The sequence below is a fragment of the Schleiferilactobacillus harbinensis genome, from assembly GCF_008694105.1.
Taxonomy (GTDB): domain Bacteria; phylum Bacillota; class Bacilli; order Lactobacillales; family Lactobacillaceae; genus Schleiferilactobacillus; species Schleiferilactobacillus harbinensis.
The window spans coordinates 2,189,711-2,214,452 of record NZ_CP041364.1 but is presented as its reverse complement, the minus strand read 5'-3'; the positions used below and the strand labels follow the sequence as shown (position 1 = coordinate 2,214,452).

The following is a 24,742-nucleotide window of genomic DNA, read 5'->3' as shown; positions in this document are numbered from 1 at the left end:
TCGTCCACCATTTTCATCGATGGAGAACAACGGTTATTGAAATTGACAAATCAAAAACGGCCCTGAACCATTCCCGCAAGAATGCATCCAGGACCGTTAACAACAGCCGACTAATCGGGCAGAAAACCATGCTCCACAATGGTCAGCTGCCGATTGATATCTTCAATCAGTGATTCCAATTCTTCAATTTTCGTATACCCGTGACTCGCGATGTCTTTTTCGGCCTGGACCATGATACTGCTGGTCACAGCGTTGACTACGGCGAGCACGTCGGCCATGCGGGCTCCCGGCCGCAACTTGATTTTCTGCATCATACCGGCAATATACTGATTGCCGATTTCCTGCGTGCGCTGCATCATCGTACTCATTTCTTTCTGCAATCGCGGCGGAAAGTGGGGCGTGTCAATATAGGCCTGCATCAGGAAGCGGAATTCGACGGGGTACTGCAATTGCAGCTTGATCTTGTAGCGCGTCGCCCGGGTAACCATGTCGGTCAAACTGGTGGCGTCAGTCCAGACCTGCTGGTCAACGATGGTGTAGAGCCGGTCAAAGGCGGTGTGGTACGTGTCAATATACAACCCCTGCTTGCTGCCGAAGTAATGGAAGAGCAGACCCTTCGAGACGCCAGCTTGGGCGGCAATATCGTCCGTTTTGGTTTTAAGAAAACCCTGCTGGCCAAAGTCGACCATGGCCGTGTGTAGGATCCGTTCAACTTTTTGCGGATCAGTCGTCACGTCTTTCATGCGACGTCACGCTGGCGGTAGCCGATTACACCCAGAATGAGGAAGACGACGGTGATGATAATCATGGCGCTTAACCATGGTGTTTGCACAGCATGCAGCGGCGCCTGATTGAGCCAGCCAAAAGGTGAGAATTTCCCACTATCCTTGGGCAGGTTGAGCAGTGAACCAAACATTTGCACCAGCAGGCCGATGCCCATATAGGCCCAGAAGACCGCGCTGAGTCGCGGCACCCAGCCGACTAGAAGAGTCGCCAAGCTGACCAGGGCAAAGACCGCGGGCAGGCCGGCAACGAGCATCCGCGTCAGGTATTCTGCCGCTAGCGGGTCTTTCAAAGATGCATTTCCCGTGTAGTAGACCATCAGGATGCCGACGACGAATACGACCAGGGAGACCGCTAGACCAATCAGGTAATAACTGAGACTGATGGTCTGCCGGGTTTGCTTCGTGGCATGGATCACGCCGAGATAACCCTTGTCTTCATCTTCCTTGAGCCGAAAGACGACTTGGGCACCAGCGACGACTCCGAAGGCGACAAACAACAGAATATATAGCGCCAGGAAGGACAGCACCATGGTTTTGTTCGCCGCGTTGACCTGGGTGACGCTCATCATTTGGCGGTACAGCGGATTGGTTTTCAAAATATCGCCGACACTGTTCAATACACCGCCAAAGATGCCGCCAGCGACCACGGCCCCAATCAGCCAGCCGAGGACAACGCCCCAGGTGGTGCGGAACAGGAGCGCCGGGATAGAGCGCAGATAACCAGCGGCACGAGCCCGGCCCGCACGTTCTGGCAGAATACCGGTGCCGAGGTCCCGGCTTTTGGCCAATTGCCAGGCGGCGGCTGCTAAGAGCAGGGTGACGCCAAACATGAGCAGGACGGGCCAGTAATTGTTATCGGAATAGGCGTTGGTTTTTTGTGCCCAGCCAATGGGCGACAGCCAGGTCCAATCAGTGTTTTCAATATCGGTCACCGTGCGGACCAGATACGCCGCACCGAGGACGGTGTAGGCGATCATGTTGGCGCCGCGGGCGGTGCTGGCCAGTTGGGCAATCAGCAGGGTGAAGACGCCAAACATCAGATTAGCCGCGATCAAGGCGAGAGTGAACAGGAAGGTGCCATTGAAATCGGCCCCTTTCAAGTTCAGGCTGACGATGGTGCCGACATAGAGTACGAACAGAATGACGTTGACGATGACCAGTTCGCACAGGGCGGCGGCCACTGCCGCGGTCCGGCCGACAGTGCGGGCCCGGACCATTTCCAACAGGCCGCTTTCTTCTTGTCCGCGGGTGTTCTTCACCATCAGCGGCATGACATACAGGGCGTCCAGGATGACCATGAAGACCATCATGACGCCGGCAAAGACGGTCGCGGAATTCAAGGTAACCCCTTTGGGCATCGCCCCGAACAGCCCGGCCATGCCAGGCATTCTCAGCATGTTGAGCAGATCCTGCACGCCTTTGCCGGTGGATTCCATGATCGTTTGCATTTTGAAAGCGCCGCTGGCCACCATCATTTCTAGAATGATGATCCAAACCAGTGAATACTTCAGATTCTGTTTCAAGTTCGCCCGAAGCAGGAAGCCGACGTGGCGATCACTGCGCAGCATGATGGCTCACCCCCTGATCGGAGTAATAGTGCAGGAACAGATCTTCCAAAGTTGGCGGGGTCGATTGCAAGTCGACAACACCCAGCGGTGTCAGGGCGGCCAGTACGGCGGCTAACGCATCGTGATCCACCGCGAAATCGGCTTGGGTATGGGCATCGGTTTCGTGCCAGTCATAGACCCCAGGCTGCTTTTGCAGCGCGCTCAGCGGTTTGTCCGTCTGGACTTGGATGCGCAGGCGGGACAGATGCTGCAGCTGGGCCAGGTTGCCCTGTTCAATGATTTTACCCTCCCGAATGATGACGATGGCGTCGCACATTTTTTCGACTTCCGACAGAATATGGCTGGATAACAGCACGGTCTTACCGGCTTTCTTCAGCTTCAATACTTCCTGTTGAAAAGTCAGTTCGTTCAGCGGGTCCAGACCAGAGGTCGGTTCGTCAAAGATGTAGAGCTCGGCATCTTGGGATAGGGCAGCGATCAGCGCGACTTTCTGCCGGTTCCCTTTGGAATAGGTGCGGGCCTTCTTCTTCGGATCAAATTCAAATTCCTGCATCAGGGCATCGGTCTTGGTGTTGTGATCTTGACCGTTGAGCCGCAGCAGCAGGTCAATGATCTCGCCGCCAGACAGGTTGGGCCACAGATAGATATCCCCGGGGACGTACGAGATCCGCGGATGGATCGCCAGATCGTTGTGCCACGGATCTTCGCCAAAGACCGTGGCGTCGCCGCCGTCACGTTTGAGCATCCCCAGCAGGATCCGAATCGTGGTGGATTTTCCTGCGCCATTGGGACCGAGAAATCCTAGTACTTGACCGGCAGGCAGATTGAAGGTGACATCCTTCAAGGCCTGGGTCCGGCCGAAGTTTTTCTTCACATGATTGAGTTCAATAATATTCGTTGCCATGTTCTCCTCAACTCCTCGATGCAGAGTGTAGACCCCATTGACCCATGAGTCAATAATTATTGACTGAACAGTCAATCTTTTTTGATGGCGGCGAGAAATGCTGCGGCAGCCGGGGAGAGGGGCATGTCTTGGGACCAGATCAGGCTAGCGTGGACGGCCACGGTTGGGCTGAGTGGCACGAAGATCAGGTTGGTGGCGGCGGTGTTGATGATGCCGGCCAAAGCCAGCACCGTCCCGACTCCAGCCGCCGCCAGCAGCGACGCGTTATATAACAAGTTGTACGTCGCCACGGTGGTGTACTGGATCGTGCTGGTACCCAGCCAGTCAGCAATCAGCGCCGCGGCCCCTTTCTGCTGCGACATGATTACCCGCTGGCCTTGGAGATCAGCGGGGGTGATGACTGACTTTTGCCCTAGGGCTGAATCCCGCCGAACAAGGACGCCCCACTGCGTTGTCCCGGGCAATTGCAGAAAGTGATAGCCGGTTTTGTCTGTGGGTTCCATGACGACCCCGAAATCCAAAAGGCCAGCCTGCATCCGGCGGCGGACATCATTGGCATCCGTGCTGTATAAGTGGGTTTGCACCTGTGGGGCAGTTTGGCTCAGCGTCTGAATGGCCTTGGCGACCGTGGCCATCATTGGCGCTTCGGCACTGCCGATGAAGACCTCGCCAGTGATGCCCTGGTCTTGCTGGATGTTGGCCACAGTTTTGTCTGTAAGGGCAAGGATCTGCCGGGCTTGGGCGGCGAAGTACTCCCCGGCCTTCGTTAATTCAATCGTTCGGCTGCCGCGATTAAATAGCGTCACACCGAGTTCGTCTTCCAAGTCTTGCAATTGTCTGGAAATGGTCGGTTGCGAAACATGCAGCCTTTCTGCAGCGCGGGAAATATTGCGTTCAGTGACCACCGCCGTGAAGTACCTGAGTACCCATAATTCCATAAGCAATCAGCCTCCTATGCATTCTAATCATAGTTTACTAGACAATATAAGTATTAGACAGAGGCCGATCTGGCTCGTAGCATAGACAGTAATCAATTAAGAAAGCGGGTCATATGGATGATCAAAGACAAAGTTGTTGTCATTACCGGCGCATCCAGCGGGATCGGAGCGGCCACGGCTATGCTGCTGGCGAAAAAGGGTGCCAAAGTCGTGCTTGGGGCCCGACGGGAAGATAAGCTGAAAGAACTCACTGCGGCCATTACGGCGCAGGGCGGGAATGCAGTCTATCAAGTGACCGATGTGACTAAGCCAGCAGACAATGCGGCTCTGGTCCAAAAGGCCAAGGATACCTTCGGCCGAATCGACGTCATGTTCCTCAATGCCGGGCTGATGCCGAATTCGCCGATGAAAGAATTGCAGACGGATCAATGGAATGCAATGGTGGACGTCAATATCAAGGGCGTGTTGAACGGCATTGCTGCAGCTCTGCCCAGTTTCAAAGCGCAAAAATCCGGCCATTTTATTGCCACGTCATCTGTGGCCGGCTTGAAAGCCTATCCCGGCGGGGCAGTATACGGCGCCACCAAGTGGGCCGTGCGGGACTTGATGGAAACGCTGCGGATGGAATGTGCGCAAGACCACGCCAATATCCGCACCGCCACCATTTACCCGGCGGCAATCAAGACAGAATTGCTGAAGACGATCACGGATAAGAGTACCGCGGAAGGCATGCAGCAGCTGTATGATACCTACGAGATCGGTCCGGACCGGGTGGCTAATGTCGTGGCATTTGCCATTGACCAGCCGGCGGACACCAATGTTAATGAGTTCACGATTGGACCGACGAACCAGCCGTGGTAATTTAGCTGGCATATGAATAGCCCCATCGCTTTCTGGAAATCCAGAGAGTGATGGGGCTTATTTACAGTATGATACAAATGGTAGTTTACTGAATGATCTTATCCTTTAACGGACGCCGGCCAGAACCATTTTCTTAAAAGACTTCATTTTTTCCTCCTTGGGAGATATCTAACCAATGATTGATCACCATCGCCGCATCTTCGGCCTGGGGATAGATACCGTATTTATCAATAAAGGCGTGGTCCATCCCCCGGTAGCAGACGTCCGTCGTTGGGACGCCCAAAGCGCCTAAGTGGCGAGCAAAGGCTTCGCCTTGGGGCCGCAAGTAGTCAAATTCCGGGGTCATCAGCAAGGTCTCCGGGAATATGCGCAGCCAATCGTCGGAGATTTCCCCGGGTGAAACCAGCGGGTCGCGCAGGGTACGGTTGCCAGGATAGATATTGATCAGCATTTTACGCAGCTGGACCATCCCGGTTAACCGATCGGCTAGGCGCGCCTCGTCTGTTGGGGCCACGTGGTAATTGGCCAGCGGCCACACTTCAGTCCGGGCAGTGAAGGATATGAGCGGATAGATGAGGATCTCATGGGTAAGCCAGTGGCGGTTAACCACCCGGTCGTGGTACGCGGCTTCCAAGGCTAAGGTCGCCCCAGCACTGTCGCCGCCAATGGCCAGTGCATCGGCGGGGGCGTGGTAGTCCGCGGCGTGGTCGTGGACCCAGCGCACGGCCAAATCAACATCCCGCTGCATGTCGTCCAGAGTTGCCTCCGGCGCCAACCGGTAATTAACGTTGAATACTGCCAACCGGCCATCGCTGTGATCCACAAGACCTTTACAGAAATTGGCCACCACAGCATCCGAACCGCCGATAAAACCGCCGCCGTGGAGGAAAATCAGGCATTGGCGCTGAGCGGCATAAGGCCGCTGATAAACGGTAATCGGGACTGCGGTGGAGAGTGTTTCTTCTGTGATCGTTGGGGCGAGGTTCACATTTAGAATGCCCATGGTTTGACGCACCGCCAGAGCCTGCTGCTGGGCGTCGTTTTGGGGTGAAAAGTGGGCCGGCGCTTGAATATGAACGACACGCGGCTGCGGGTCATGGCCTTCAAAGGCGGCAATCAGCGGGTCAAAATGTCCGTCGGGGGCGGCGGTGATTCGCCGGTCCAGACGAGTGACGCCCTGGTCCTGGTCAACTGTACTGAAATCTTGTAGATTCTGCAGTTGCTGGTAATAGGTTTGCATGGTGGGGGTCCAAAATGTGTTCATTGTACAGGCGCTTCCTTTCTGGCGGTAGTGCTGGCAAAGAAGAAGGCCAGCCCGAGAAGAACGATCCCCATTCCGGCAATTAGGAGACTGGTATTGGCACTCAGATCAGGGTGGATCAGCTTCATCAAGTTGAACAGATAGGGCGACAAGAAGACGCCAAGGTTGATCCCAATCAGCAGAATTGACGACGTGAGATTTTCGGCATGCGCCGGCGAAATTTGGGCGCCCAGCATAAAGGCATAAGGCAGGGTGGAGGCAAAGAAGACACCGGAACAGGCACTGATCAGATAATCCAGCCCGGCGGTCCGGCTCTCGGCCAGGAGCATCATCGTGATCCCGACGCCCAGCATGCTGATCAGGATAGTGTAGTGGCCAAGATGCCGATAAATTTGGCCGTAGCCGAGGCTGACAACCATCGCGGCAATCGTAAATGAGGATACGATCAAACCAGCCGCCCCGGGCGTGGTGATTCGGTTTTCAATCAGTGCGGTCGGCACCTTGATATATAACGCAAACAATAGGGCATAGAACAGAAACAGGCCGACCGCCAGCAGCAAGACGGGCCAGCCCACCCAGGTTTTGGTTGTAACTGGTGCAGCTTTCTCCGCCGGTGTTTGGGCATCCCCCAAGAAGTCGCGGGGAATAGCCAAGGCGAACAGCCCTAGCAGCAGCAAGACCAGCAGATAAATCAGGAAAGTAGCGTGCCAGTTGATCAAGGCCAGATAACCGGCCACCGCCGCAGTCACCGCACCGCACAGCGACGTGATGGCGTTGGCATAGCCCAGCAGCGTAGCCGACTCATTGCTGGTGTACAAAATGTTGAGCAGGCTGTAGGCCAAAGGATTGACCAAACCGATACCTGCACCGAGCAGGAAGCGGGAACTAAGGATGACAAAATAATTATTGGTGACCAGCGGTGCCAATCCGGCCACCGTCGCTACCAGCAGCCCAAGCATGATCATCCGTTTTTCGCCGAGATGACTGGCAAAAAAGCCGCTGACGAGGACAAAAATCATGATACCCAAGTTCGGAATGGTAACCAGCATCTCAATGTTCGCGGCTGATACGCCGGGCAGGTGCTTGGCCACCTCCGGGATGGCCGGACCGAGTGACGGGGCAATGGCTAAAATACTGGATAATGAGAGCAGCGCCAGCTTGAAGAGCGGCTGGTCGCGGTTTTGATGTGCCATAGAAAACCTCCTTGATGCCGAAATAATGGAAACCGCTTTCCAAGTACAGTATAAGGAAGCGGCCGGTTGGGCAGTCTGAACAAAAGGTCTCAGTTTTCTTGAGTTTTGACCACCGACAAAAAACGGCACTCGGCGGGGTCACCGAATGCCGCAGTGATTCAATTATGCATCTTGGCCTTTCTGCCGCATTACTGTTCGATATTGGCCAGGGGGCAGACCGACGACTGAGCGAAACTTACGAGTGAAATTGGCCAAATCATAATAGCCGCTCTGTTCAATGATATCTTTGATGGGGGCGTCTGTGGCAACCAGCGCTTCTTTGATTCGGTCAAAACGCAATTGCTGCAAATACGCAGTAAAAGTTTGCCCGGTGACATCTTTGACCCATCGGCTGGCATGGGGCAGCGATAGCCCAAAATGGTCAGCAACTTCGGATAAGGAGAAATCAGGAGAAGCGGCGTGGCTTACAATATACTGTTCTAAATTGGCGTCTTTGTTGGCAGTGATTCGTTTTTCTTGGCTCAAAGCGGCCTCTGCAATATCTTGGACAGCCTGATTGAGAATCAAATGCCGATCTGCCAGTGATTCGTTGGCAAGCAGATTGCGCAATAATGGCTCATTAAGGCGATGATGAATCTGATAATCAGCCTGGAGAATATGGGTAATGAGCATGGCTGAGCCGAGGTCAAACTGCATGTCTGGGTCAAAGGCGGTGCGCACCGCGGCAAATATGTCTTCAAAAGCAGCCAGTGCCATCTGCGGATTACCATTTAACATACCCGTATCCAGTTTGAGTTGATCGGCCGTGTCTAAAAAGGCCGGCGTCATAGCCTTTTTTGGCAAGTGTCGGAAGATGTAGAATTTCTGATTGGGAGTCGGTTCAGTGGTCAGCAGGCACGAAGCGGCCTGAATAAAACTAGTATGAATTTCGCGGATACTATCGACCGTACCGCCCAAGTAGAAAGCCGCGATACCTTGCCAATCATCTGCAGTGACAATTTCAGCAAGCAGCGCTTGACTATTGGCCCGTTGGCCGTGATTTAACACGATGGCGCGCTGATTGTTGCCAATCGGCGCCGTCACATAGTACGCAAAATTAGTGTGTATGACGAATTGGCCAATATGATCGACGGTTTCATCTGTAGCTGCCGGAAATAGAACAACAGTAAAAAAGCGAAATGGCAGGCTGACCTGGGCCAGCTGCAATTTTGTTGTCAGATCAGCCGGTAAACCGACCCGTCCAGTTAGCAGCGATTGAAATACCTGTTCCCGGACAAAGGGGAGTTGCTGCAGGGCCTGCTGCTCGATTGTCTGATGGGCCTGAACATACGTCGTGATGGTGCGCTGTAATTGTTCCTGTTCCGATAGGCCAGCTGAAGCGGTGGCTGGTGCGGGAAATTTCTTCTCTATATCGGCGATCAGCTGATATTGGCGCCGCTCAAGGATATGGATACATAGAAATCCGATGCCGCCTAGAAGAATCAAGATCCAGAAATAGCGGCCGACAAAGTCGCCAAACACGGCTGCGACGTGTGCTTTGCTGGCAATTGAGGTGACTGTGAAGAAATCCCCCGTGGCGCTGGCAGTGGTGGTCTGCATACCGTTTTTCCGCGCAGCAGCAGTGAGTTGGGTCAGCGGGACGGGGGCCGCTCCGGCGGCTAAATCGCGCAACTTCAGTCTGCCATAGTCTGTGCTGACTAAGACTTGCTGATCGTGGGCCAGCACAAGCAGCTGATCAGACGCACCGACGGATTGATCCAGCATGTGCTGGATCGTACTGCCGTTGAGATGGAAAATAATGGTGGCGTAGGGTGCACCGCCTAGAGAACCGGCGGCGGGAACCAGAATGTTGAGATCGCCATTGAGCCCTTCACCTTTGGCTGCTAGCACCAAGGGTTTGTCAGTGTATAATGTTTGAAATTTACCGGGCATCTTCTCAGTGTTCGCGAGGCCGTATTTATACAGGGCAGCATCAATATCATATGTCCCGTCCGACGAATACAGTTGCGCTGGATCCCGATAGTAAAAGACCAAAAGCTTGTCAATGAGGGAACTGCTCAATTGATAGCGGGCAAGTGCGGATTGGAGGTCAATCGCGGTATCGATATGAGCGTCATCGGTACTGATCGTTGTGTCCATGCCGATTTGCTGAGCGGCGATGAGGAGATGATCCAACTGGTCATTGAGTTCGCTGGTGGCATTATCCAGCGTTTTTGCGTGGACCGCTTGTTGATTGTTCTGATGGATGCTTTCGGAAAATACCAAAAAGCTGACCGCTAAGATGACAAAAGGAATCAAAAATACAAAGATCAAGGATAGAAAATAACTGGTTGAGATTTTCTTTTGCCGCCAGAAAAACTGAGCCAACGACTTGCCTGGTTTCATTGCGGATCACCGCCGCCAGCATAGTTGACTTTCATTTCGACGTGGGCACAGGCCTGATAGATGAACCAAACAATGGGTGTCAGGTAAAGTGGCACGATAGCCAAAGTCAACAATGCCGGAAACAGGGTAAAAATGGCCGTGGCGACAGATAATGCCGCAAAAGTGGCCAGAGAATAGCGGATATTCGACAATGCGATGATGGCGGTTTGCCGGAAATATTGCCAAAAAGTGAGCTGATATCGATTATAGACGGGATAAAGGTAAATCCAGAACAACAAACCGAGCACGCTTAGAACAACCAGAACAAATTGAATTACTGCCGATTTCAAATATAAGCGGTTGACGGCGAAGTCGAGCACGATGATGGCGGTCACAGCGACAGTCATGGCCGAAATGCCATTGACTTGCCAAAACACATGCCGGTAATACGTCCAATATTCGTGCCATAACGGGTTGAGCTGGTTCTGGCGGGGATTGTCACGCGCAGGTTCAGAAAACCGGCGCAATAAGATTTTCATTGTTGCCGTCAGAGCTGGAAAGAAACCCAGAATAATACCGCCGGCTAGAAAACCAATTAGAAATAAGAGTTGCAGCTTAATTCCCAGCAGAATCTGTTCGCCTAACCAATAAATTCGCTGGATGGACTTGGGCATCTCCATGATGGCCTGCCTCCTTAGTGTTGCATGTTTTGCAGAAGTAATGACTTGATGCTCTTCAATTGATTAAAATCTGTGTACTGTAAGGTATCATTACCTTCAGTAATGCCGTCACGGTCGGCAGCGTAAGCAAACAGGCCGCCCTTCGTGCCGCCCATCGGCTGCCACTTAATCAAATCTGCTGCATGGCTGCCGGCGAGCTGACCAGAAATATCATGCCAGTATTCGCCCCGTTCTTCATAAAACGAGAATCCGGGTATGAACTGCTGGGGGGCAATATACGGAGCATAATCGGCCCAGCGACGCTCAACATCAGCGAGGCTCAATCCGTAGCAATCCACGAAGACATAATCGGTGAATGGCGCCACGGCTGGAAAGAGGGGCGAAAAGTCGGTCAAGATATCATGGTCAAAGACCAGCATACCGCTACCAGTCTTTTGATCGTGCAACCGAGCGGCTAAAGCCCGCCAGACCCCAGCTGCCCGATGGACTTCTGAGGCGCTGAGCGGATGGTCAACATCAATGACAAGGCCAGTAATGCCAGGCAGAGCCGCGTACCGGGTCAGAATTTCCTGAGCCCGGGCGGCGTAACCCGCATCGTTTTCAGTGAAGGGGAGCAGCGGGGCTGCATCTTCTGCTAACTGAAAGTGCGGCTGCAGCAAGGCATCTACGAACAGCGTACGCAATACGGTGGTGCCCTTAGCGGTTAATGTGTCGACCTCCGTGGGCAGGTGGGCCCAAAAGGCGGGTTGAACTTCGTCATTGGGAAAAATAATCGCAATGTCCACTGCCGGGGGCAGATCGGAAAAGTAGTTTGGGTTGGCGGAATCCGAAAATTTATCCCGCCAGGAACGGTAATAAGCGGCCAAGATCGGCTGTCCTTTGTTCAAAAAAGTCGCCTCCAAATTTTCTGATAATAGGGTGCAAAACAAAAATCAAGCGTTTTCAGTTCAAACAAAGTATATTATCGTGGAGTGGGAAGTCAATTAATTGAATTGCGGATGGTTGCTAGGTTTTAACCTGCTGAGCGAAGAATTGTGAGTTACCGAGGGTTAGCGGCCGGCGGCGTGAAAAAATCACATAACGTGAAAAAACCACATATTGTAAGCCCTTACCTTTACGTCTATGGTGTGGTCGACAGCGGATACGAGGTATTGTGTTCGCCGTTAATCACTCAGATTGTGCCACGAAGGGAGGAACGAGCACATGGCGAAGGAACTCAGTCCCGCACCGCTTCCGATTACTAATCGGCGGTTGCAGAAGAAGCACTCATTTAAAACGCTGAAAGAAAAATGGCAATTGTACGCGTTGATTCTGCCAGCATTTCTGTTTCTCGCAATCTTCGCTTATGGACCGATGTACGGTGTGCTCATTGCATTTAAGAACTATATTCCATCATTAGGTATTTGGGGCAGCCCATGGGTGGGCTTCAAATATTTCCAGCAGTTTTTCAGTTCCTACTATTTCTGGGACTTATTACGCAACACCCTGGGGATCCAGGTTTACGAATTGGCCATCGGCTTCCCGTTACCCATTATTCTGGCATTAGCCATTAACGAATTGAAAACGGGGTGGTGGAAAAAGTTTACCCAAACAGTGACCTACGCCCCCAATTTTATTTCAGTCGTGGTTATGGGCGGCATGCTCATTGCCTTCCTGGATCCCTCAACGGGGATTATCAACCACTTGTTGGGCGTCATCGGCATTAAGCCGGTCTCTTTTATGAGTGATCCTCGATGGTTCAAGACGGTGTACGTCCTTTCCGATGTGTGGCAGCAAACTGGCTGGGGATCGATCATTTATTTGGCTGCGTTGGCCGGAGTGGATCCCGCCCTGCATGAAGCCGCTATTGTTGATGGGGCGTCTCGTCTGCAACGCATCTGGCATATCGATTTGCCGGCCATCGTACCAACCATGGTCATTCTTCTCATTCTGAATGTCGGCAATCTGTTCTCCATGGGATATGAAAAGATTTTGCTGCTGCAAAATCCGTTGAACCTTTCTTCTTCCAATGTCATTGCGACATTCGTTTACAACCAGGGCTTGATCAACGGTGAGTACAGCTACGCAGCAGCGGTTGGCTTGTTTAACTCGGCAATTAACGCGATTTTGCTGATTGTCGTCAACCACATTGCTCGCAAAGTTTCGGATACCAGTCTGTGGTAAAGGAGGGATACAGCCATGCATACGTCAAAATTGATTAAGGATACCCCGACCGACCGCATCTTTCTGTTCGTTCTGTATATTTTCATTGGCCTCGCTGTGTTGATCGTCCTGTATCCCTTGATTTATATCATCAGTGCCTCCGTGAGCAGTCCGTTGGCGGTTAACTCCGGCAAGATGTGGCTGTGGCCAGTCGGCTTCAATCTCGATGGGTACAAAGTCATTCTGCAATATGGTGATATCTGGCGCGGCTATATGATGACCATTTTCTACACGATCAGCGGCACCATGGTCAGCCTGTTCATCACTATTCCTTGTGCCTATGCCATTTCCCGCCGGGACTTTGCCGGTAAGAAGTGGTTCACCAATTTTATGCTGATTACGATGTTTCTCAGTGGCGGATTGATTCCAACCTACCTACTGGTCCGCAATCTAGGCATGCTCAACACGGTTTGGGCGATCATCATTCCTAATGCAGTGTCAGTCTATAACATCATCGTGACGAAGTCGTTCTTCCAATCCACCATTCCTTGGGAGATGCAAGAAGCGGCCAAGGTGGATGGCGCTAGTGATTTTCAGATTTTCTTCCGCATCGTCCTGCCATTATCGGCTCCCATTATTGCTGTCATGGCCCTGTTCTATGGGGTAGGGCAGTGGAATGATTATTTCAACTCATTGGTGTATTTGCAAAACAAGAACTTATACCCGTTGCAGATGGTGTTGCGGCAGATCTTGGTCTTACAGGACATGCAGCAGGGCTCAGCCACGGGCTCAACGATTTCGCAAAGCGCGGCCCAAGCGGCGTTCAGTAAGGAACAGTTGGTGGCGGTCATTAAGTATGGAGTCATGATCGTGTCGTCATTGCCCGTCATTATGGTGTACCCGTTGTTGCAACGGTATTTTGTCAAAGGTGTTCTGATCGGTTCTCTGAAAGGATAGTCAAGAGGAGGAAAGCATCATGCACATGAAGAATGTGGCAAAAATGGCCTTTGCGGCCATGACTGCCGTCTTGCTGCTGGCGGCCTGCGGTACGGGCGGCAACAGCCAAAGCGGCAGCGGCAAAGTGGACGTCAAGACAACTGGTTTTCCCATCGTTAGCAAAAATCTTAAGATGACGATGATGGCCCCGAGTACAGGTGCCGCTAAGTGGGATGATATGGCGGTCTTGAAGGATTATGCTAAGAAAACTAACGTCACCTTGAAATACAATACGCCGCCGATGAGCGATTTTAGTACCAAACTCAACCTGGCGTTTGCTTCCCAAGACTTGCCGGATATCATCTATGCAGCCAGCAGTGACAACCTGACCGCGACTAAGGAAGTGACCTATGGCACGAACGGGCAATTACTGCCGCTGGAAAAGCTGATTCCCAAGTATGCCCCGAATTTTAATGCCCTGATGAAGAAGAATCCAGATATCCGCCGGTCGATTACCGCTCCTGATGGGCATATCTATGCCTTGCCCATGGTGGCAGTCAATGCGTATGCATCGTGGCAAAATAATCCGATGTGGTACAACGGCGCTTGGTTAAAGAAACTAGGGATTAAAGAACTACCAAAGACGACGGATGAATTCTACGACTTGTTGATGAAGTTCAAGAATGACGATCCCAACGGCAATGGTAAGCAGGATGAAATTCCATTGAGCGATACGAAACTGGCGAGCATTCGGACGTGGCTGATGGCAGCCTTTGGTTTGTTAACTCAGGATGTCCAGAATGACGGGAACAAAGTGTTCTATACGCCAATCACGACTCAGTACAAGGCATATCTGACTTATATGCATAAGTTGTATGCGAATGGTTTGCTGGATAAGGATACCTTTGCCCAATCAGATGATCAGCGCAAGGCGAAGGGCCAATCGAATCGGCTCGGGGTTTATGCAGACTATTTCTCCTATTTCACTTCTGGTAAGACGCCAAATCAAGCAGTAGAAGATCCGATGTGGCAGCCACTGACCAGTCCGGAATCCACCAAGGCGGTTGTGCCCCTAAACAATGGCCTGAATCGCGGGAACTTCGCCCTGACTAAGAATAACCCGTCGCCAGCAGCTTCCCTGCGCTGGGTGGACTACTTCTACAGCAAGAAAGGCAGCGACTATCTGAACAATGGTCCAGAGGGTGTTTATTGGGTCTATGCCAAGAACAAAGAAGGCAAGAAAGTTCGGGTACTGGCCAAGGGGATTAATGAATCAAATTCCGAGGACAAGCGGAGCAAGATTACGCCGGATTATGGTTTGACGACTCCGTCGTTAGTCTTCGATAACGATAGTGATCCAGTTCTGGTTTCGGCCAATGCGCCCACTGGCGGCGGCTTGAACGCGTTTTTGCGCAAAGAAACTAAGGATAAGATTTTACCCTATGCTAAGCAAGGTTTCCCGATGGTTTATCTGACTTCCAGTGAGCAGGATTCAATCAGTTCTATTACCAACGATTTGAAGACTTACGTGGAACAATCTGAGGCTAAGTTCATCACGGGTGTTACGCCGTTGAGCGATTGGGACAAATACGTTAGCACGATCAAGGGCATGCATGTGGATCAATACGTGAAGGTTTACCAAGCTGCTTATGACCGTTGGAAGAATGCAAAATAGTTAGGAGGAAGGTTTCAAAATGAAAAAGTTTTGGCTGGGTATCGCAGCCGCAACCGCGTTACTCATTGGAGTGAATACAGTGAGCATTGCCCATGCGGCAACAGCTGATCCGCCAGAGGTTTACGTCGGGTATTTCCGGTCTTGGCGGGATAGCAACTCTGATTCGTTGGTAAATAAAAATGCAATGAGCGACTTGCCGCCAGAAGTAGGCATCGCGGTGGTCTTTCCCAGTGGTGATGAAAGTGCAAATTTCTGGGTAACACTGCCTTCTCAAATTGCCCTCCTGCACCAAAAGGGCACGAAAGTGATTCGAAACTTCCCGATTCGTGCGCTGTATGCGCAGACCTTTGCCGATCCTGGTGAAAGCAGTGCAATGAAGCCTTTTACCAACAACACAGCAGGATATACGCAACGTGCTAAAGAAATTTTGACCCATTATTTGTCCCCGCTAACCTTGGATGGTCTGGTCGTAAACGCTGAAGAATCTTTGTCCGGTACAAATCTGCAACGGGCGAAGGGCGTGGTCACCCAGCTGGCCAAGTCGGTTGGCAAGCAGTCGAAGTCGCAGAAACTGTTTATCTACGATACCAACTTGCCGGGTACCGATGCATTGTTCAAACAAACCCACGGTGTTTACAACTATGTGTTCTCGGATGCGTATGGCCGTTCGGTCAGCAGCTTGGATCAGACATGGCAAACGTTCAAGGGCTTGATTACCCCTAATCAGTTCATTCCGGGATTCTCGTTCTACGAAGAAAATGGTGCGGATTGGGGTGACACCACCTTGCCCCTCAATCAGAGCCGCGCCTATCGCTATGCTAAATGGGAACCGACAGGTGAAACTCAGCATAAAGGCGGCATCTTCGCTTATGCGGTGGATCGTGACGGTGTGCCGATTGGTGCTGACGCAATTGTGCACAGTGATTTCACTTGGTCGAAGCAGCTTTACCAAGCAATGAATACGAAGTAGTTGGTGTGAAACAGCGGAGTAACCTTGTCGGGATACGCCGCTGTTTGCGTACTGGGAGTTCAATGGTGTCGTTAAGTCGACTTGCAAAGAAGGCGCCGAAGGCCATGATTGCTAGCGATAATCTTCTACAAATATTGTACAAAATATGGTACAATATTTTCGAAGGGAGTTGTGCACAGATGGAAGCAACAACTTTTTCTGATTTGCGGAAGAACCTAAAGGCTTATATGGATAAGACAACGGATGACGATGAAGCAGTGATTGTCACGCGCAAAGACAATAAAAATGTCGTCCTGATCAGCCTGGACAATTACAATAACATGCTTGAAAACATGCATGTCCTTGGAAACAAAACTAATCGCGATTGGCTTGAGGAATCTTTGAAACAGTATAAAGCTGGTCAAGCTGAAGAACGGAAACTAATGGATGAGTAGAATTAAAGAATTTACGCCCAATGCTTGGCAAGACTATATGTGGTTCTTCGAGAACGATAAGCGCGGGTTGAAACGGATCAACAAATTGATTGACAACATTGATTCGGCTGATCCTTTCTCTGGGTTAGGGAAACCTGAGCCGCTGCGCTATGGGCTTGGCGGATGGTGGTCAAGGCAAATCAACCATGAGGATCGACTGGTTTACAAAGTTACGGAAAAACGCATCAGTATTTTGGCGTGCAAATACCATTATGGTGATGCTGCCGAGCATACGGATGATTTTGATAACTAACAAGAACGGCCTATTGGGTATCCATCTTCTAAGTAAGTATGGAATCCAATAGGCCATTTTAGTTGGTAAGTGTTTATTTCGTCATTGGTCCAGTCACGTTATCCCCATTAGGGGCGATTACGTCCTTGTACCAAGCAAAACTATCCTTCTTATACCGCTTCAATGTCCCGCTGTCGTTCTCTTCGCCACGATCAACGTAGATAAAGCCATATCGTTTCACGAAGCCTTGGTGGGTCGACACCAGATCAATCGCCGACCAGGGATGGTAACCGATCACCGGAATACCCTCGCCAATGGCCAAGCGCATTTGGTAAATATGATCGTTCAAGTACTTGATCCGATACGGGTCATGGACTTGGCCGTCATCCGTCAGTGTGTCGTGGGCCCCCAGGCCGTTTTCGGTAATGATCATTGGCAGGTTATAGCGATCGTACAGTTGGCGCAGCGTTACGCGGAAACCTTCAGGGTCAATATCCCAACCAAATTCATTCTGATTAATGAAAGGGTTGAGGACTTTCTTAAACGGCAGCATATCGCCAGGATCGGCTGCCCGAACGGTTTCGCTGTTGTAGTAGTTGAAGTACAGCAGGTCCGGGTGGGCGGCCGCGATGGTGGCCATATCATCCGGTGCCAGGTCAGGGGCGGCGTGGAACTGTTCGAAGAGGTGCCAGGCCACGTGATTGTATCGGCCGAGAATGGTGACATCGCCGAACAGCAAGTTGCGTATAGAGTCGTAAGTGTTAGCCGCCAACACGTCTCCCGGGCGCGCCGTCAGCGGATAGATCGCCACGAGGTTCGGGGCCGGCCCAATCTTGATTTCTGGATGGTTTTCATGGGCGTAGGTAATCACCTTGGCCGCCGCGACGAACATGTTGTGGTTGGCCTGAACGGCGTCCTTGAACGTCCCGTGGCCCTTGAAGGCTGCGAAGACGGCGCCTTGGAACAGCATGTTTTGCTCGTTGATCGTCTGGTAGTAAGTGATTTGCGGTGAGAAATGATCCAGCACGACCTTGGCGTAATTCACGAAGGCCTCAATCGTCGCCCGATTAGCCCAGCCGCCTTGCTTTTGCAAGGCCGCAGGCAGGTCAAAGTGGAACAGAGTGGCGACGGGTTCAATATGGTACTTCTTTAATTCGTCCAGCACATGCTGGTAGTAATCCAGCCCCGCCTGGTTAACCTCGCCAGTACCGTTAGGAAAGATTCGGGTCCAAGCGATGGAGAAACGGTAGGACTTCATGCCCATTTCACCAAACAGGGCGAAGTCTTCCGGATAACGGTGGTAGCCGTCGCTGGTCAGTTGAAAATTGGCCGTGCCGGCCGGCGGCGTGGCGATGTCCTGAACCGACAAGCCCTTGCCGTCCTCGTTATAGGCGCCTTCGTACTGGTAGGCCGACGTGGAGGCGCCCCATAAGAAATCGTGCGGAAAATCTGCTAATGCCATTATGCTTTTCTTCCTTTCTGTTGTTGCATTACTTTTAGTTTACCATGTAACCGTGTTCAGCAGACAGCAAACCACTTTTTGGCGCTATTCAAGAGCAGAGTTTGGTACAATTGGCGGAAAGGTGGTGGTCTGCATGGCCGATCAATCGATTATTGTAAGTCAAGACTTGTGCGGGGCTGGTGCAGTCTCGCTGGGCGCAGCGCTGCCGATCTTGGCTGCTCTGGGGCTGCGGCCCCGGGTGCTGCCCACAGCATTATTATCGACGCATACCGGTATCCCGGACAATACATATCTGGATTTGAGCGGGCAGATTGCACCGATCTTGCGTCATTGGGCGACGGTGGCGCTGGATATTGGCGGGCTTTATCTGGGCTATTTAGGGCCCCAGGCCCTGGCCGTGTGGCGGGAACAGCTTCCGCGGCTCGCGGCACTGCCCCTGCGCGTCGTGGACCCCGCCATGGCTGACGGTGGCAAACTGTATCGCGGCTTAGACGCGGACTACGTCACCGGTATGCGCAACTTACTGGCCCACGCCACGCTGGTCACGCCGAATGTGACCGAAGCCCAGTTGTTGTTAGGGAGAAAGCCGACGACTAAACCGGTGACGGCGGCAGCCGCCCAGGAATTAGCCGCTGCCTTTTTTGCCCAGTTTCAAATTCCCGTGGTATTGACCGGGATTGCGTTAACCAGCGGCCGTATCGGTGTTGCATCAGCGGCGCAGCAGACGGTTCAGATGCAAACCACGGAAGCATTGCCAGGGCATTACTTTGGTACCGGTGATATGTTTGCCAGTGTCTTGGCCGGCCGGCTGCTCCAAGGTCGGCCGCTTCAGACGGCCATTGCCAGTGCCATGGACTTCATTGCCCAGGCAATTGCCGTCACGAATCAAGCCGCTGAAGCAGATAATCCGTTGCAGGATGTCAATTTTGGCCCGGTCTTGCCGACCCTGGTGGCGTCAAGCACCCGAGCAGAGAGCGAGGAGCGACCATGACTATTGCCATTATTACTGGGGCGTCGTCGGGCCTGGGCCGGGAATATGTCCGAGCTGTGGCCGAAATGATGCCCATGCTGGACGAAATCTGGCTGATTGCCCGGCGCAAAACGCAATTAGTTGAGCTGGCCCAGTCCATCGCTGGCCGCCGGTTCCGAATTCTGCCTTACGATCTCACGGAGCCGGCAGCGCTGCGCAAAATGCAGGGGCTGCTGGCTCGGGAAAAGCCGCAGGTGCGGCTGCTGATCAATGACGCCGGGGCGATGCATACCGGGCCGGTGGCCGCCATGCCGATTGCCGATCAGCTGGAACTGATTGCCCTGCATGTCGTCGCGCCCACCGTGTTGACCCGGTTGGTTTTGCCCTATATGGCGCGGGGTGCCGCCATCATCAATGTCACCTCGATTGGCGCATTCACCCCGTCACCGAACATGGTGGTTTACAGCGCCAGCAAGGCCTATCTGTTGGCGTATACCAAGGGTCTGCACGCTGAACTGCGCTGCCAAGGAATCCATGTCTTGGCGCTGGCGCCGGGCTTGATGCGTACGGGTCAGTTCAGCAGTACGGCACCCAGCCGGTTCAACATGGCGGCCCACCTGCCGCTGCTGAACATGGCCAAAGTCGCTCGCCGGTCGCTGACCTTGGTTCAGCGGGGCCGCATGGTTTACACCCCGCACCCGTTCTACAAGGCCTTCCGCCTGGCCGCTGCCCTGATTCCCGATGCGCTGCTGACCTACTTTGATCAAGTCTAGAAATGGAGGAATTATTCAGTGTTAGGGAGAAATAAACAGTTGTTGAATGCCATTTTAACCGCGTTATTCGCGGCCATTATTTATATCGGAATTTCTGTTTTACGGATTCCCCTCCCGGCGATCGTCGGCCGGCCATTCATTCACTTCGGCAATCCCTTGATGGTCATCGCCATTCTGTTTCTGGGCGGTGTCTGGGGCGGCGTGGCTGCCGCCGTTGGCCTAGGCAGCTTCGATATCCTGAATGGGTATGCCGCCACGAGCTGGCTGACGGTGCTGGAAGTGATCGTGATGGCGATCGTGGTCAGTGCCATCATGAGCGCGTTCAAGCACGATGATCGGCCCAGCCATATTATTACCGTCGGCATCGCTGCCGGGATTACCAAACTGATCACATCTTTTCTGGCGACCGTGGTTGAGGGCCTGATTGCCGGGATGACGTTGCAACCGGCGATCATCGCCTCGTTTCTCAGCCTAACCGCGACAGCCATCAACTCCGTGGCCACGGCGATTATTGTGCCGATTCTGTATTTCTTGCTGCGGCGGGCGTTTCAGGCGGCTCGGCGGCAGTAAATCAAACTTAATTTTGAGTATTCAACCGGTAATTCGTGAAACAGAATTACCGGTCTTTTTTGGCGAATACTCGCTCTGAAATTCCTGAGATATGGGCACTTTGGGATAAAAGTATGAATATTTGAATGTTTTTTGTGCTGGAGAGCAATACTATTAAGCAACCGTTGGTGACTGCGGCAACGCAATAGGTGAGCAGTCCCGGGCAATAAAGGAATATTCGCAAAGTGTGATACAGTCACTTTTTCACAAACCATTTTCCCACATCTGGTCCGAATAATACCGATATTAACGGTACGGTAGATATGGTACTAGGCAAGTACTCATCGTTGATGTCGGAGAGGGATGTGTTTGTTGAACCATTATCGTTTTTATGTTCGTTTTTTGGCTGGACTAATGACCATTAGCCTGCTGCTTGGTCTGGTTGTTTTCACAACTGCCCAGTCTGTGTCGGCAGTGACTATCGGGGATCCGTTTGATAATACGGGATCGGATCGGCCGGACAACACTTATACGATTCCTGGCCATGGGACGCGGGGCCCGGATGAAGGATCGTTCTTCAAGACTGGCACGGCGGCCAGCGGCACGCCGATTACGACGGGCAATAGTGGCGATTGGGAGGCGGGCAATGCTGAATCGCCGGTCACCATTACTTTTCCAGACACAAGCGACAGCAGTTATCCTTCGGAATATGGAAAACCATTCTACAGCATCAACTATGTCGATAAGAACGACTTTCTGGATTTTTCTTCGGCGGATCAAGCAAATAATTTTAACAAGACAGGAACAGCTGCTTACAATCCAAACAATGTCGCTAGTAAAATGGATGCTAACAACGAGCTTAAGAGCGGCCAGACTTATGACAATGGGTACTTACAGATTACGGGGAATGTGCCGATTCATGCGCAATTGTCGAGCTCTGAGACTTCTGTTGATGCAGCCATGGCGGGTAACTGGGGCGTTATGGCGCGGGTTACTTTGCCTGCGGGGGTTGATGCCAAGTCATTGGGGGGTTCTGTTGATTGGAGCAAGTCTTACTTTTATTTGAATTTACAGACTATCGAGGGGAAACTCCTTTTCCTTGGCTCATATCAATTGAAAAACATCAACTTTCCGCTTCAATTTGATCATCATATTTATTTAGATTCCCAAAAGTCTAATGTCTTTTACCTAAAAGTTAAAGGGATTCCGTTTAAATTTCTTGAGGGCAGCAATAGCACAACAGCTCAAATGCAATTGCAAAACGGAGCCGCTGATTATTTGGACTATCTGCACAACGTATATTTGTCGTCGGGCACACCGTCAACATTGGATAAACTTAATTCTCCGGACACAATAGGAAGCGGCAGTTCCATTCAGCCTAATTTCCAAGAACAAACAGGCGGTAACAACACTGTTTGGGATCCCTTTCGAGGGTTGGCATATGATTCACTCATCGATTCTTGGGGGAGCGGATGGCCAGCATCTTCAATCATCAAGGTTATCACGGGTGCGTTAACACCTAGTCTAGTATATAATGCCGGCAGTGTCGGTCGGGCAATTTCGTTACTCAATGCAGCTGATGCTTCAGGTAATCGGCAATTAACTCACGTTACGGGGGCGAACTGGACTGACCTATTTGCTTTGTTTCAGTCTTTTGTGTTGAAGCCAATTACTTCAAGTTTAGCCAATTTTTTTGTCAGCAATGGATTCTATGGCTCCGCCCATATTAACTTTTCCTTTGACATGTCCAAATACCGCGGTAGCTCGGATACTGCTCTTCAGTCTCTGACAACCAACCGATTATTTTCGGCACCGTACAAAGACGGAACGTTCAACACCGGTGATACCAGCGGCAGTAGCGATGCCAATCGCCGGTCATTCGGTATCACGATGTATGACAGCAATCAGCTGGTGGATAAGTACAACGTGCTCAGCGGGATGGATCGGAAAGATCCCACCAAAGATACGGCGTTGCTCAACCAAATGAAAGCCGGCACATCGCCGATGGATTATGCGCTGATTAAGACTGGGACAACAGGTACCGAATTCCCTGTCTACACGAACTTCACCTCGTGGACCGCGGCCGCAGTGCCCTACGACAAGGACACAACGAACGACACGCTCCACTCTTCCGGCAATCCAATTGGTGACGATATGCGGTATCGGACGGCGACGCCGGATCCGCGAACCGATGGGGCTTTGCTGAACGATGGGAGCAATATCTCCGTGACCAAGGATTGGGATCACGCAGGCCACGCTCCGCAGTTTTCGGCAGATAAAAAGACGCTTGAGAAAGCGGGATCAATCACGCCTGAGCGGTATGCCAACGTCTATGAAGTGTATGATTACTCCCAAAGTACGCCAACAGTTGCTCCGCATCCCATTTACTCGGCTGATGAACCATCTCTGAAGCTGGCTGTGACGAATAGCGGCAGTGAGAATATTGGCACGGGTTATTCAGGTGAGGTCTCAAAAGATTTTTCTCCTGGCCAATGGATTTACAGCGGCTCGCTCAATGGCATCCCCATTGCCAGTGCTAATTTGGGCTTGAACCAAAGCCTGACACCGAACATGGACCTGTCCAGCAGCCCGTTCCTCATTGTGCCCAAGACCAGTGTAACCAATGGTCAGCATCAAACCTATTCGTTGGGGAGTTGGCGCGATGGTTTGATTATTAACAACGACACCATGACTGCCGCGTTAAACGGGTTCGATGGTACCAAGTACGGTACTGCCACGGCCAATAATTTGGTGACGAGTACCACGGCCAACAAGGTCGGTCTGGGCTTGGCGGATACGTACAACTATGGCTTTGCCCAGAAGGGTCCCTATGGTGACATCACGCCGGAGTTCAAGATGCCGCCGGCGGCGACCACGGATCCTGTAACTTTCTATTCCGGGGACTTCACGTTATCCCGGCAGGATGATATTCCCGTGCATATGCCGACCACGCAGCCGACGATTGGCAGCACCTTGGGTACTAAGAAAGCCTCAACGCTGATTGCGCTGATCAATAATGCCCATGCGTCTTACACCATTACGCGCAGTCAGGATACGCAGTATGCTTATGCCAACGGGCAAACGATCACCGCCACGGGGGTAGTGAAAAATGTTGGTACAGATAGCAGCCGGACTAAATTCGTTGTCGTCGTGCCCACGCCAGCCGGTCTGACATTAGCCGATTATAATTTTGGCGCAGCAAACGGAACGGTAAGTAAGGATACCAATATTACGGCAAAACTCGGGGGTAACGCTGCGGCTTATGATGTCACGCTCACCAATCCGCTCCCTGTTGGCCAGACGTTCACCTATACTGCCAAGTATCAGGTGGCTGATATGAGTCAGCTGCCCATCAATGGCACGCCGTTCCAAGATCTGCTGCTGGATCCGGATACTCTGGATTACTTGGGCGAATCCAATACCAATTGGCTCTATCCGGCGGCGTCGCCATACTTGCAAACGGTGCCGAGTTTTGACTTCGGCAAACATCCGCAACCGGGCAGTACGGTTACGTACGCGACTGTGGCCGGCAACAAACAGACCTTTGCCGTGACTGATCCCGACACGGCCAGCACCGTGAATAATTGGTCGCTGTTCGCCCAGCTGTCCCCGTTCGTTAACGGCGACAGTAATCTGTCCGATTTGGCGATGACCTTCGGTACCCCGAATGGGGAAACTAAACCGGCTGATTATGATGCCAATAAAGCAAACAATGAAATGACCGACGACGATTGGCTATACTTTAACCATACGGCGAATACCGTACCGTCCAATCAGTCGATGCAGCGGTTATATCGTTTGGATACCAGCCTGGAGCCAACGGTTGATCCTAAAAATGCGGCCTTAGACTACAGCGGCGGCAACGGGGGTAAGGGAGTCACACTCACGGTGCCCGCCAACGACGATGCGGCCATCAAGTTGGGCAAGTACAACGCAACGATTACTTACACGCTGGATTCTAACAAGTCGACAATTAATTAACCGGCGCAAAAAATTGACCGGCAGC

General features: G+C 52.0%; 21 protein-coding genes. 11 read left to right on the top strand and 10 right to left on the bottom strand.

Annotated elements, in window-relative coordinates; translation table 11 throughout:
- Positions 1–110: 110 nt before the first annotated feature.
- From FMM01_RS11010 to FMM01_RS10995, 4 genes are all read right to left on the bottom strand, one after another.
- Positions 111–743 (bottom strand): TetR/AcrR family transcriptional regulator, encoded by a 633-nt coding sequence (locus FMM01_RS11010; RefSeq protein ID WP_146994784.1) that lies wholly within the window; start codon positions 741–743, stop codon positions 111–113.
- Positions 740–2,353, bottom strand: coding sequence for an ABC transporter permease (locus FMM01_RS11005; protein ID WP_150392545.1), 1,614 nt, complete (start codon positions 2,351–2,353; stop codon positions 740–742). The genes FMM01_RS11010 and FMM01_RS11005 overlap by 4 nt, the downstream gene beginning before the upstream one ends.
- Entirely contained in the window at positions 2,340–3,257 is a 918-nt protein-coding gene (locus tag FMM01_RS11000) for an ABC transporter ATP-binding protein (RefSeq protein WP_150392544.1), read from the bottom strand. Before FMM01_RS11000 ends, FMM01_RS11005 begins: the two co-directional genes overlap by 14 nt.
- Positions 3,258–3,328: 71 nt before the next feature.
- Positions 3,329–4,195, bottom strand: a complete 867-nt coding sequence (locus FMM01_RS10995; protein ID WP_150392543.1) for a LysR family transcriptional regulator — start codon at positions 4,193–4,195, stop codon at positions 3,329–3,331.
- 117 nt (positions 4,196–4,312) lie between these two features.
- Between FMM01_RS10995 and FMM01_RS10990 the strand changes: the two genes are divergently transcribed.
- A complete protein-coding gene (locus tag FMM01_RS10990) occupies positions 4,313–5,056 on the top strand; it encodes an SDR family oxidoreductase (protein ID WP_027828255.1) in 744 nt (247 codons plus the stop codon).
- A 133-nt stretch (positions 5,057–5,189) separates the two neighbouring features.
- Here the strand turns inward: FMM01_RS10990 and FMM01_RS10985 are convergent, their stop codons facing one another.
- The 5 genes from FMM01_RS10985 to FMM01_RS10965 all read right to left on the bottom strand — a co-directional run bounded on the left by FMM01_RS10985 (position 5,190) and on the right by FMM01_RS10965 (position 11,441).
- A complete protein-coding gene (locus FMM01_RS10985; protein WP_150392542.1) occupies positions 5,190–6,320 on the bottom strand; it encodes an alpha/beta hydrolase fold domain-containing protein in 1,131 nt (376 codons plus the stop codon).
- A complete protein-coding gene (locus FMM01_RS10980; protein WP_150392541.1) occupies positions 6,317–7,510 on the bottom strand; it encodes an MFS transporter in 1,194 nt (397 codons plus the stop codon). Before FMM01_RS10980 ends, FMM01_RS10985 begins: the two co-directional genes overlap by 4 nt.
- A 162-nt stretch (positions 7,511–7,672) precedes the next feature.
- Positions 7,673–9,895, bottom strand: coding sequence for a helix-turn-helix domain-containing protein (locus FMM01_RS10975; RefSeq protein WP_150392540.1), 2,223 nt, complete (start codon positions 9,893–9,895; stop codon positions 7,673–7,675).
- Positions 9,892–10,554, bottom strand: coding sequence for a YesL family protein (locus FMM01_RS10970; RefSeq protein WP_150392539.1), 663 nt, complete (start codon positions 10,552–10,554; stop codon positions 9,892–9,894). The genes FMM01_RS10975 and FMM01_RS10970 overlap by 4 nt, the downstream gene beginning before the upstream one ends.
- A 14-nt stretch (positions 10,555–10,568) precedes the next feature.
- Positions 10,569–11,441 carry an EndoS/ChiA family endoglycosidase gene (locus FMM01_RS10965; protein ID WP_150392538.1) on the bottom strand — a complete coding sequence of 291 codons (873 nt, stop codon included), beginning with the start codon at positions 11,439–11,441 and terminating at the stop codon, positions 10,569–10,571.
- A 316-nt stretch (positions 11,442–11,757) separates the two neighbouring features.
- Between FMM01_RS10965 and FMM01_RS10960 the strand changes: the two genes are divergently transcribed.
- The 6 genes from FMM01_RS10960 to FMM01_RS10935 all read left to right on the top strand — a co-directional run bounded on the left by FMM01_RS10960 (position 11,758) and on the right by FMM01_RS10935 (position 17,003).
- Complete coding sequence (locus FMM01_RS10960; protein ID WP_035440080.1) at positions 11,758–12,717, top strand: ABC transporter permease; 960 nt, start codon at positions 11,758–11,760, stop codon at positions 12,715–12,717.
- A 15-nt stretch (positions 12,718–12,732) separates the two neighbouring features.
- Entirely contained in the window at positions 12,733–13,653 is a 921-nt protein-coding gene (locus tag FMM01_RS10955) for a carbohydrate ABC transporter permease (RefSeq protein ID WP_027828261.1), read from the top strand.
- A gap of 19 nt (positions 13,654–13,672) precedes the next feature.
- Positions 13,673–15,307 (top strand): type 2 periplasmic-binding domain-containing protein, encoded by a 1,635-nt coding sequence (locus FMM01_RS10950; protein WP_223849932.1) that lies wholly within the window; start codon positions 13,673–13,675, stop codon positions 15,305–15,307.
- Positions 15,308–15,326: 19 nt separating this feature from the next.
- On the top strand, positions 15,327–16,277 hold the full coding sequence (locus tag FMM01_RS10945; protein ID WP_150392537.1) for an EndoS/ChiA family endoglycosidase: 951 nt from the start codon (positions 15,327–15,329) through the stop codon (positions 16,275–16,277).
- Between the two features lie 179 nt (positions 16,278–16,456).
- Positions 16,457–16,711: a type II toxin-antitoxin system Phd/YefM family antitoxin gene (locus FMM01_RS10940; RefSeq protein ID WP_150392536.1), complete on the top strand. Its 255-nt coding sequence runs from the start codon at positions 16,457–16,459 to the stop codon at positions 16,709–16,711.
- Complete coding sequence (locus FMM01_RS10935) at positions 16,704–17,003, top strand: Txe/YoeB family addiction module toxin (RefSeq protein ID WP_150392535.1); 300 nt, start codon at positions 16,704–16,706, stop codon at positions 17,001–17,003. The genes FMM01_RS10940 and FMM01_RS10935 overlap by 8 nt, the downstream gene beginning before the upstream one ends.
- Before the next feature lie 73 nt (positions 17,004–17,076).
- Here FMM01_RS10935 and FMM01_RS10930 read toward each other — a convergent pair whose 3' ends face one another.
- Positions 17,077–18,444, bottom strand: a complete 1,368-nt coding sequence (locus tag FMM01_RS10930; protein WP_150392534.1) for a glycoside hydrolase family 1 protein — start codon at positions 18,442–18,444, stop codon at positions 17,077–17,079.
- Positions 18,445–18,577: 133 nt separating this feature from the next.
- Here FMM01_RS10930 and FMM01_RS10925 point away from each other — a divergent pair, with 133 nt between their 5' ends.
- The 4 genes from FMM01_RS10925 to FMM01_RS10910 all read left to right on the top strand — a co-directional run bounded on the left by FMM01_RS10925 (position 18,578) and on the right by FMM01_RS10910 (position 24,717).
- Positions 18,578–19,435, top strand: coding sequence for a PfkB family carbohydrate kinase (locus FMM01_RS10925; RefSeq protein WP_190973346.1), 858 nt, complete (start codon positions 18,578–18,580; stop codon positions 19,433–19,435).
- Positions 19,432–20,187, top strand: coding sequence for an SDR family NAD(P)-dependent oxidoreductase (locus FMM01_RS10920; RefSeq protein ID WP_150392532.1), 756 nt, complete (start codon positions 19,432–19,434; stop codon positions 20,185–20,187). Before FMM01_RS10925 ends, FMM01_RS10920 begins: the two co-directional genes overlap by 4 nt.
- A gap of 18 nt (positions 20,188–20,205) precedes the next feature.
- On the top strand, positions 20,206–20,757 hold the full coding sequence (locus tag FMM01_RS10915) for an ECF transporter S component (protein WP_150392531.1): 552 nt from the start codon (positions 20,206–20,208) through the stop codon (positions 20,755–20,757).
- A gap of 351 nt (positions 20,758–21,108) precedes the next feature.
- Positions 21,109–24,717 carry a hypothetical protein gene (locus tag FMM01_RS10910; RefSeq protein ID WP_150392530.1) on the top strand — a complete coding sequence of 1,203 codons (3,609 nt, stop codon included), beginning with the start codon at positions 21,109–21,111 and terminating at the stop codon, positions 24,715–24,717.
- Positions 24,718–24,742: the final 25 nt, after the last annotated feature.

Excerpts from the sequence above, each read along its gene's own strand:
- FMM01_RS10955 (WP_027828261.1), top strand. The coding sequence starts at position 12,733 with ATGCATACGTCAAAATTGATTAAGGATACCCCGACCGACCGCATCTTT.
- FMM01_RS11000 (WP_150392544.1), bottom strand. The coding sequence starts at position 3,257 with ATGGCAACGAATATTATTGAACTCAATCATGTGAAGAAAAACTTCGGC.
- FMM01_RS10945 (WP_150392537.1), top strand. The coding sequence starts at position 15,327 with ATGAAAAAGTTTTGGCTGGGTATCGCAGCCGCAACCGCGTTACTCATT.
- FMM01_RS10990 (WP_027828255.1), top strand. The coding sequence starts at position 4,313 with ATGATCAAAGACAAAGTTGTTGTCATTACCGGCGCATCCAGCGGGATC.
- FMM01_RS10940 (WP_150392536.1), top strand. The coding sequence starts at position 16,457 with ATGGAAGCAACAACTTTTTCTGATTTGCGGAAGAACCTAAAGGCTTAT.
- FMM01_RS10985 (WP_150392542.1), bottom strand. The coding sequence starts at position 6,320 with ATGAACACATTTTGGACCCCCACCATGCAAACCTATTACCAGCAACTG.
- FMM01_RS10920 (WP_150392532.1), top strand. The coding sequence starts at position 19,432 with ATGACTATTGCCATTATTACTGGGGCGTCGTCGGGCCTGGGCCGGGAA.
- FMM01_RS10930 (WP_150392534.1), bottom strand. The coding sequence starts at position 18,444 with ATGGCATTAGCAGATTTTCCGCACGATTTCTTATGGGGCGCCTCCACG.
- FMM01_RS10975 (WP_150392540.1), bottom strand. The coding sequence starts at position 9,895 with ATGAAACCAGGCAAGTCGTTGGCTCAGTTTTTCTGGCGGCAAAAGAAA.
- FMM01_RS10970 (WP_150392539.1), bottom strand. The coding sequence starts at position 10,554 with ATGGAGATGCCCAAGTCCATCCAGCGAATTTATTGGTTAGGCGAACAG.
- FMM01_RS10995 (WP_150392543.1), bottom strand. The coding sequence starts at position 4,195 with ATGGAATTATGGGTACTCAGGTACTTCACGGCGGTGGTCACTGAACGC.
- FMM01_RS11005 (WP_150392545.1), bottom strand. The coding sequence starts at position 2,353 with ATGCTGCGCAGTGATCGCCACGTCGGCTTCCTGCTTCGGGCGAACTTG.
- FMM01_RS10960 (WP_035440080.1), top strand. The coding sequence starts at position 11,758 with ATGGCGAAGGAACTCAGTCCCGCACCGCTTCCGATTACTAATCGGCGG.
- FMM01_RS10925 (WP_190973346.1), top strand. The coding sequence starts at position 18,578 with ATGGCCGATCAATCGATTATTGTAAGTCAAGACTTGTGCGGGGCTGGT.
- FMM01_RS10935 (WP_150392535.1), top strand. The coding sequence starts at position 16,704 with ATGAGTAGAATTAAAGAATTTACGCCCAATGCTTGGCAAGACTATATG.
- FMM01_RS10950 (WP_223849932.1), top strand. The coding sequence starts at position 13,673 with ATGCACATGAAGAATGTGGCAAAAATGGCCTTTGCGGCCATGACTGCC.
- FMM01_RS10980 (WP_150392541.1), bottom strand. The coding sequence starts at position 7,510 with ATGGCACATCAAAACCGCGACCAGCCGCTCTTCAAGCTGGCGCTGCTC.
- FMM01_RS11010 (WP_146994784.1), bottom strand. The coding sequence starts at position 743 with ATGAAAGACGTGACGACTGATCCGCAAAAAGTTGAACGGATCCTACAC.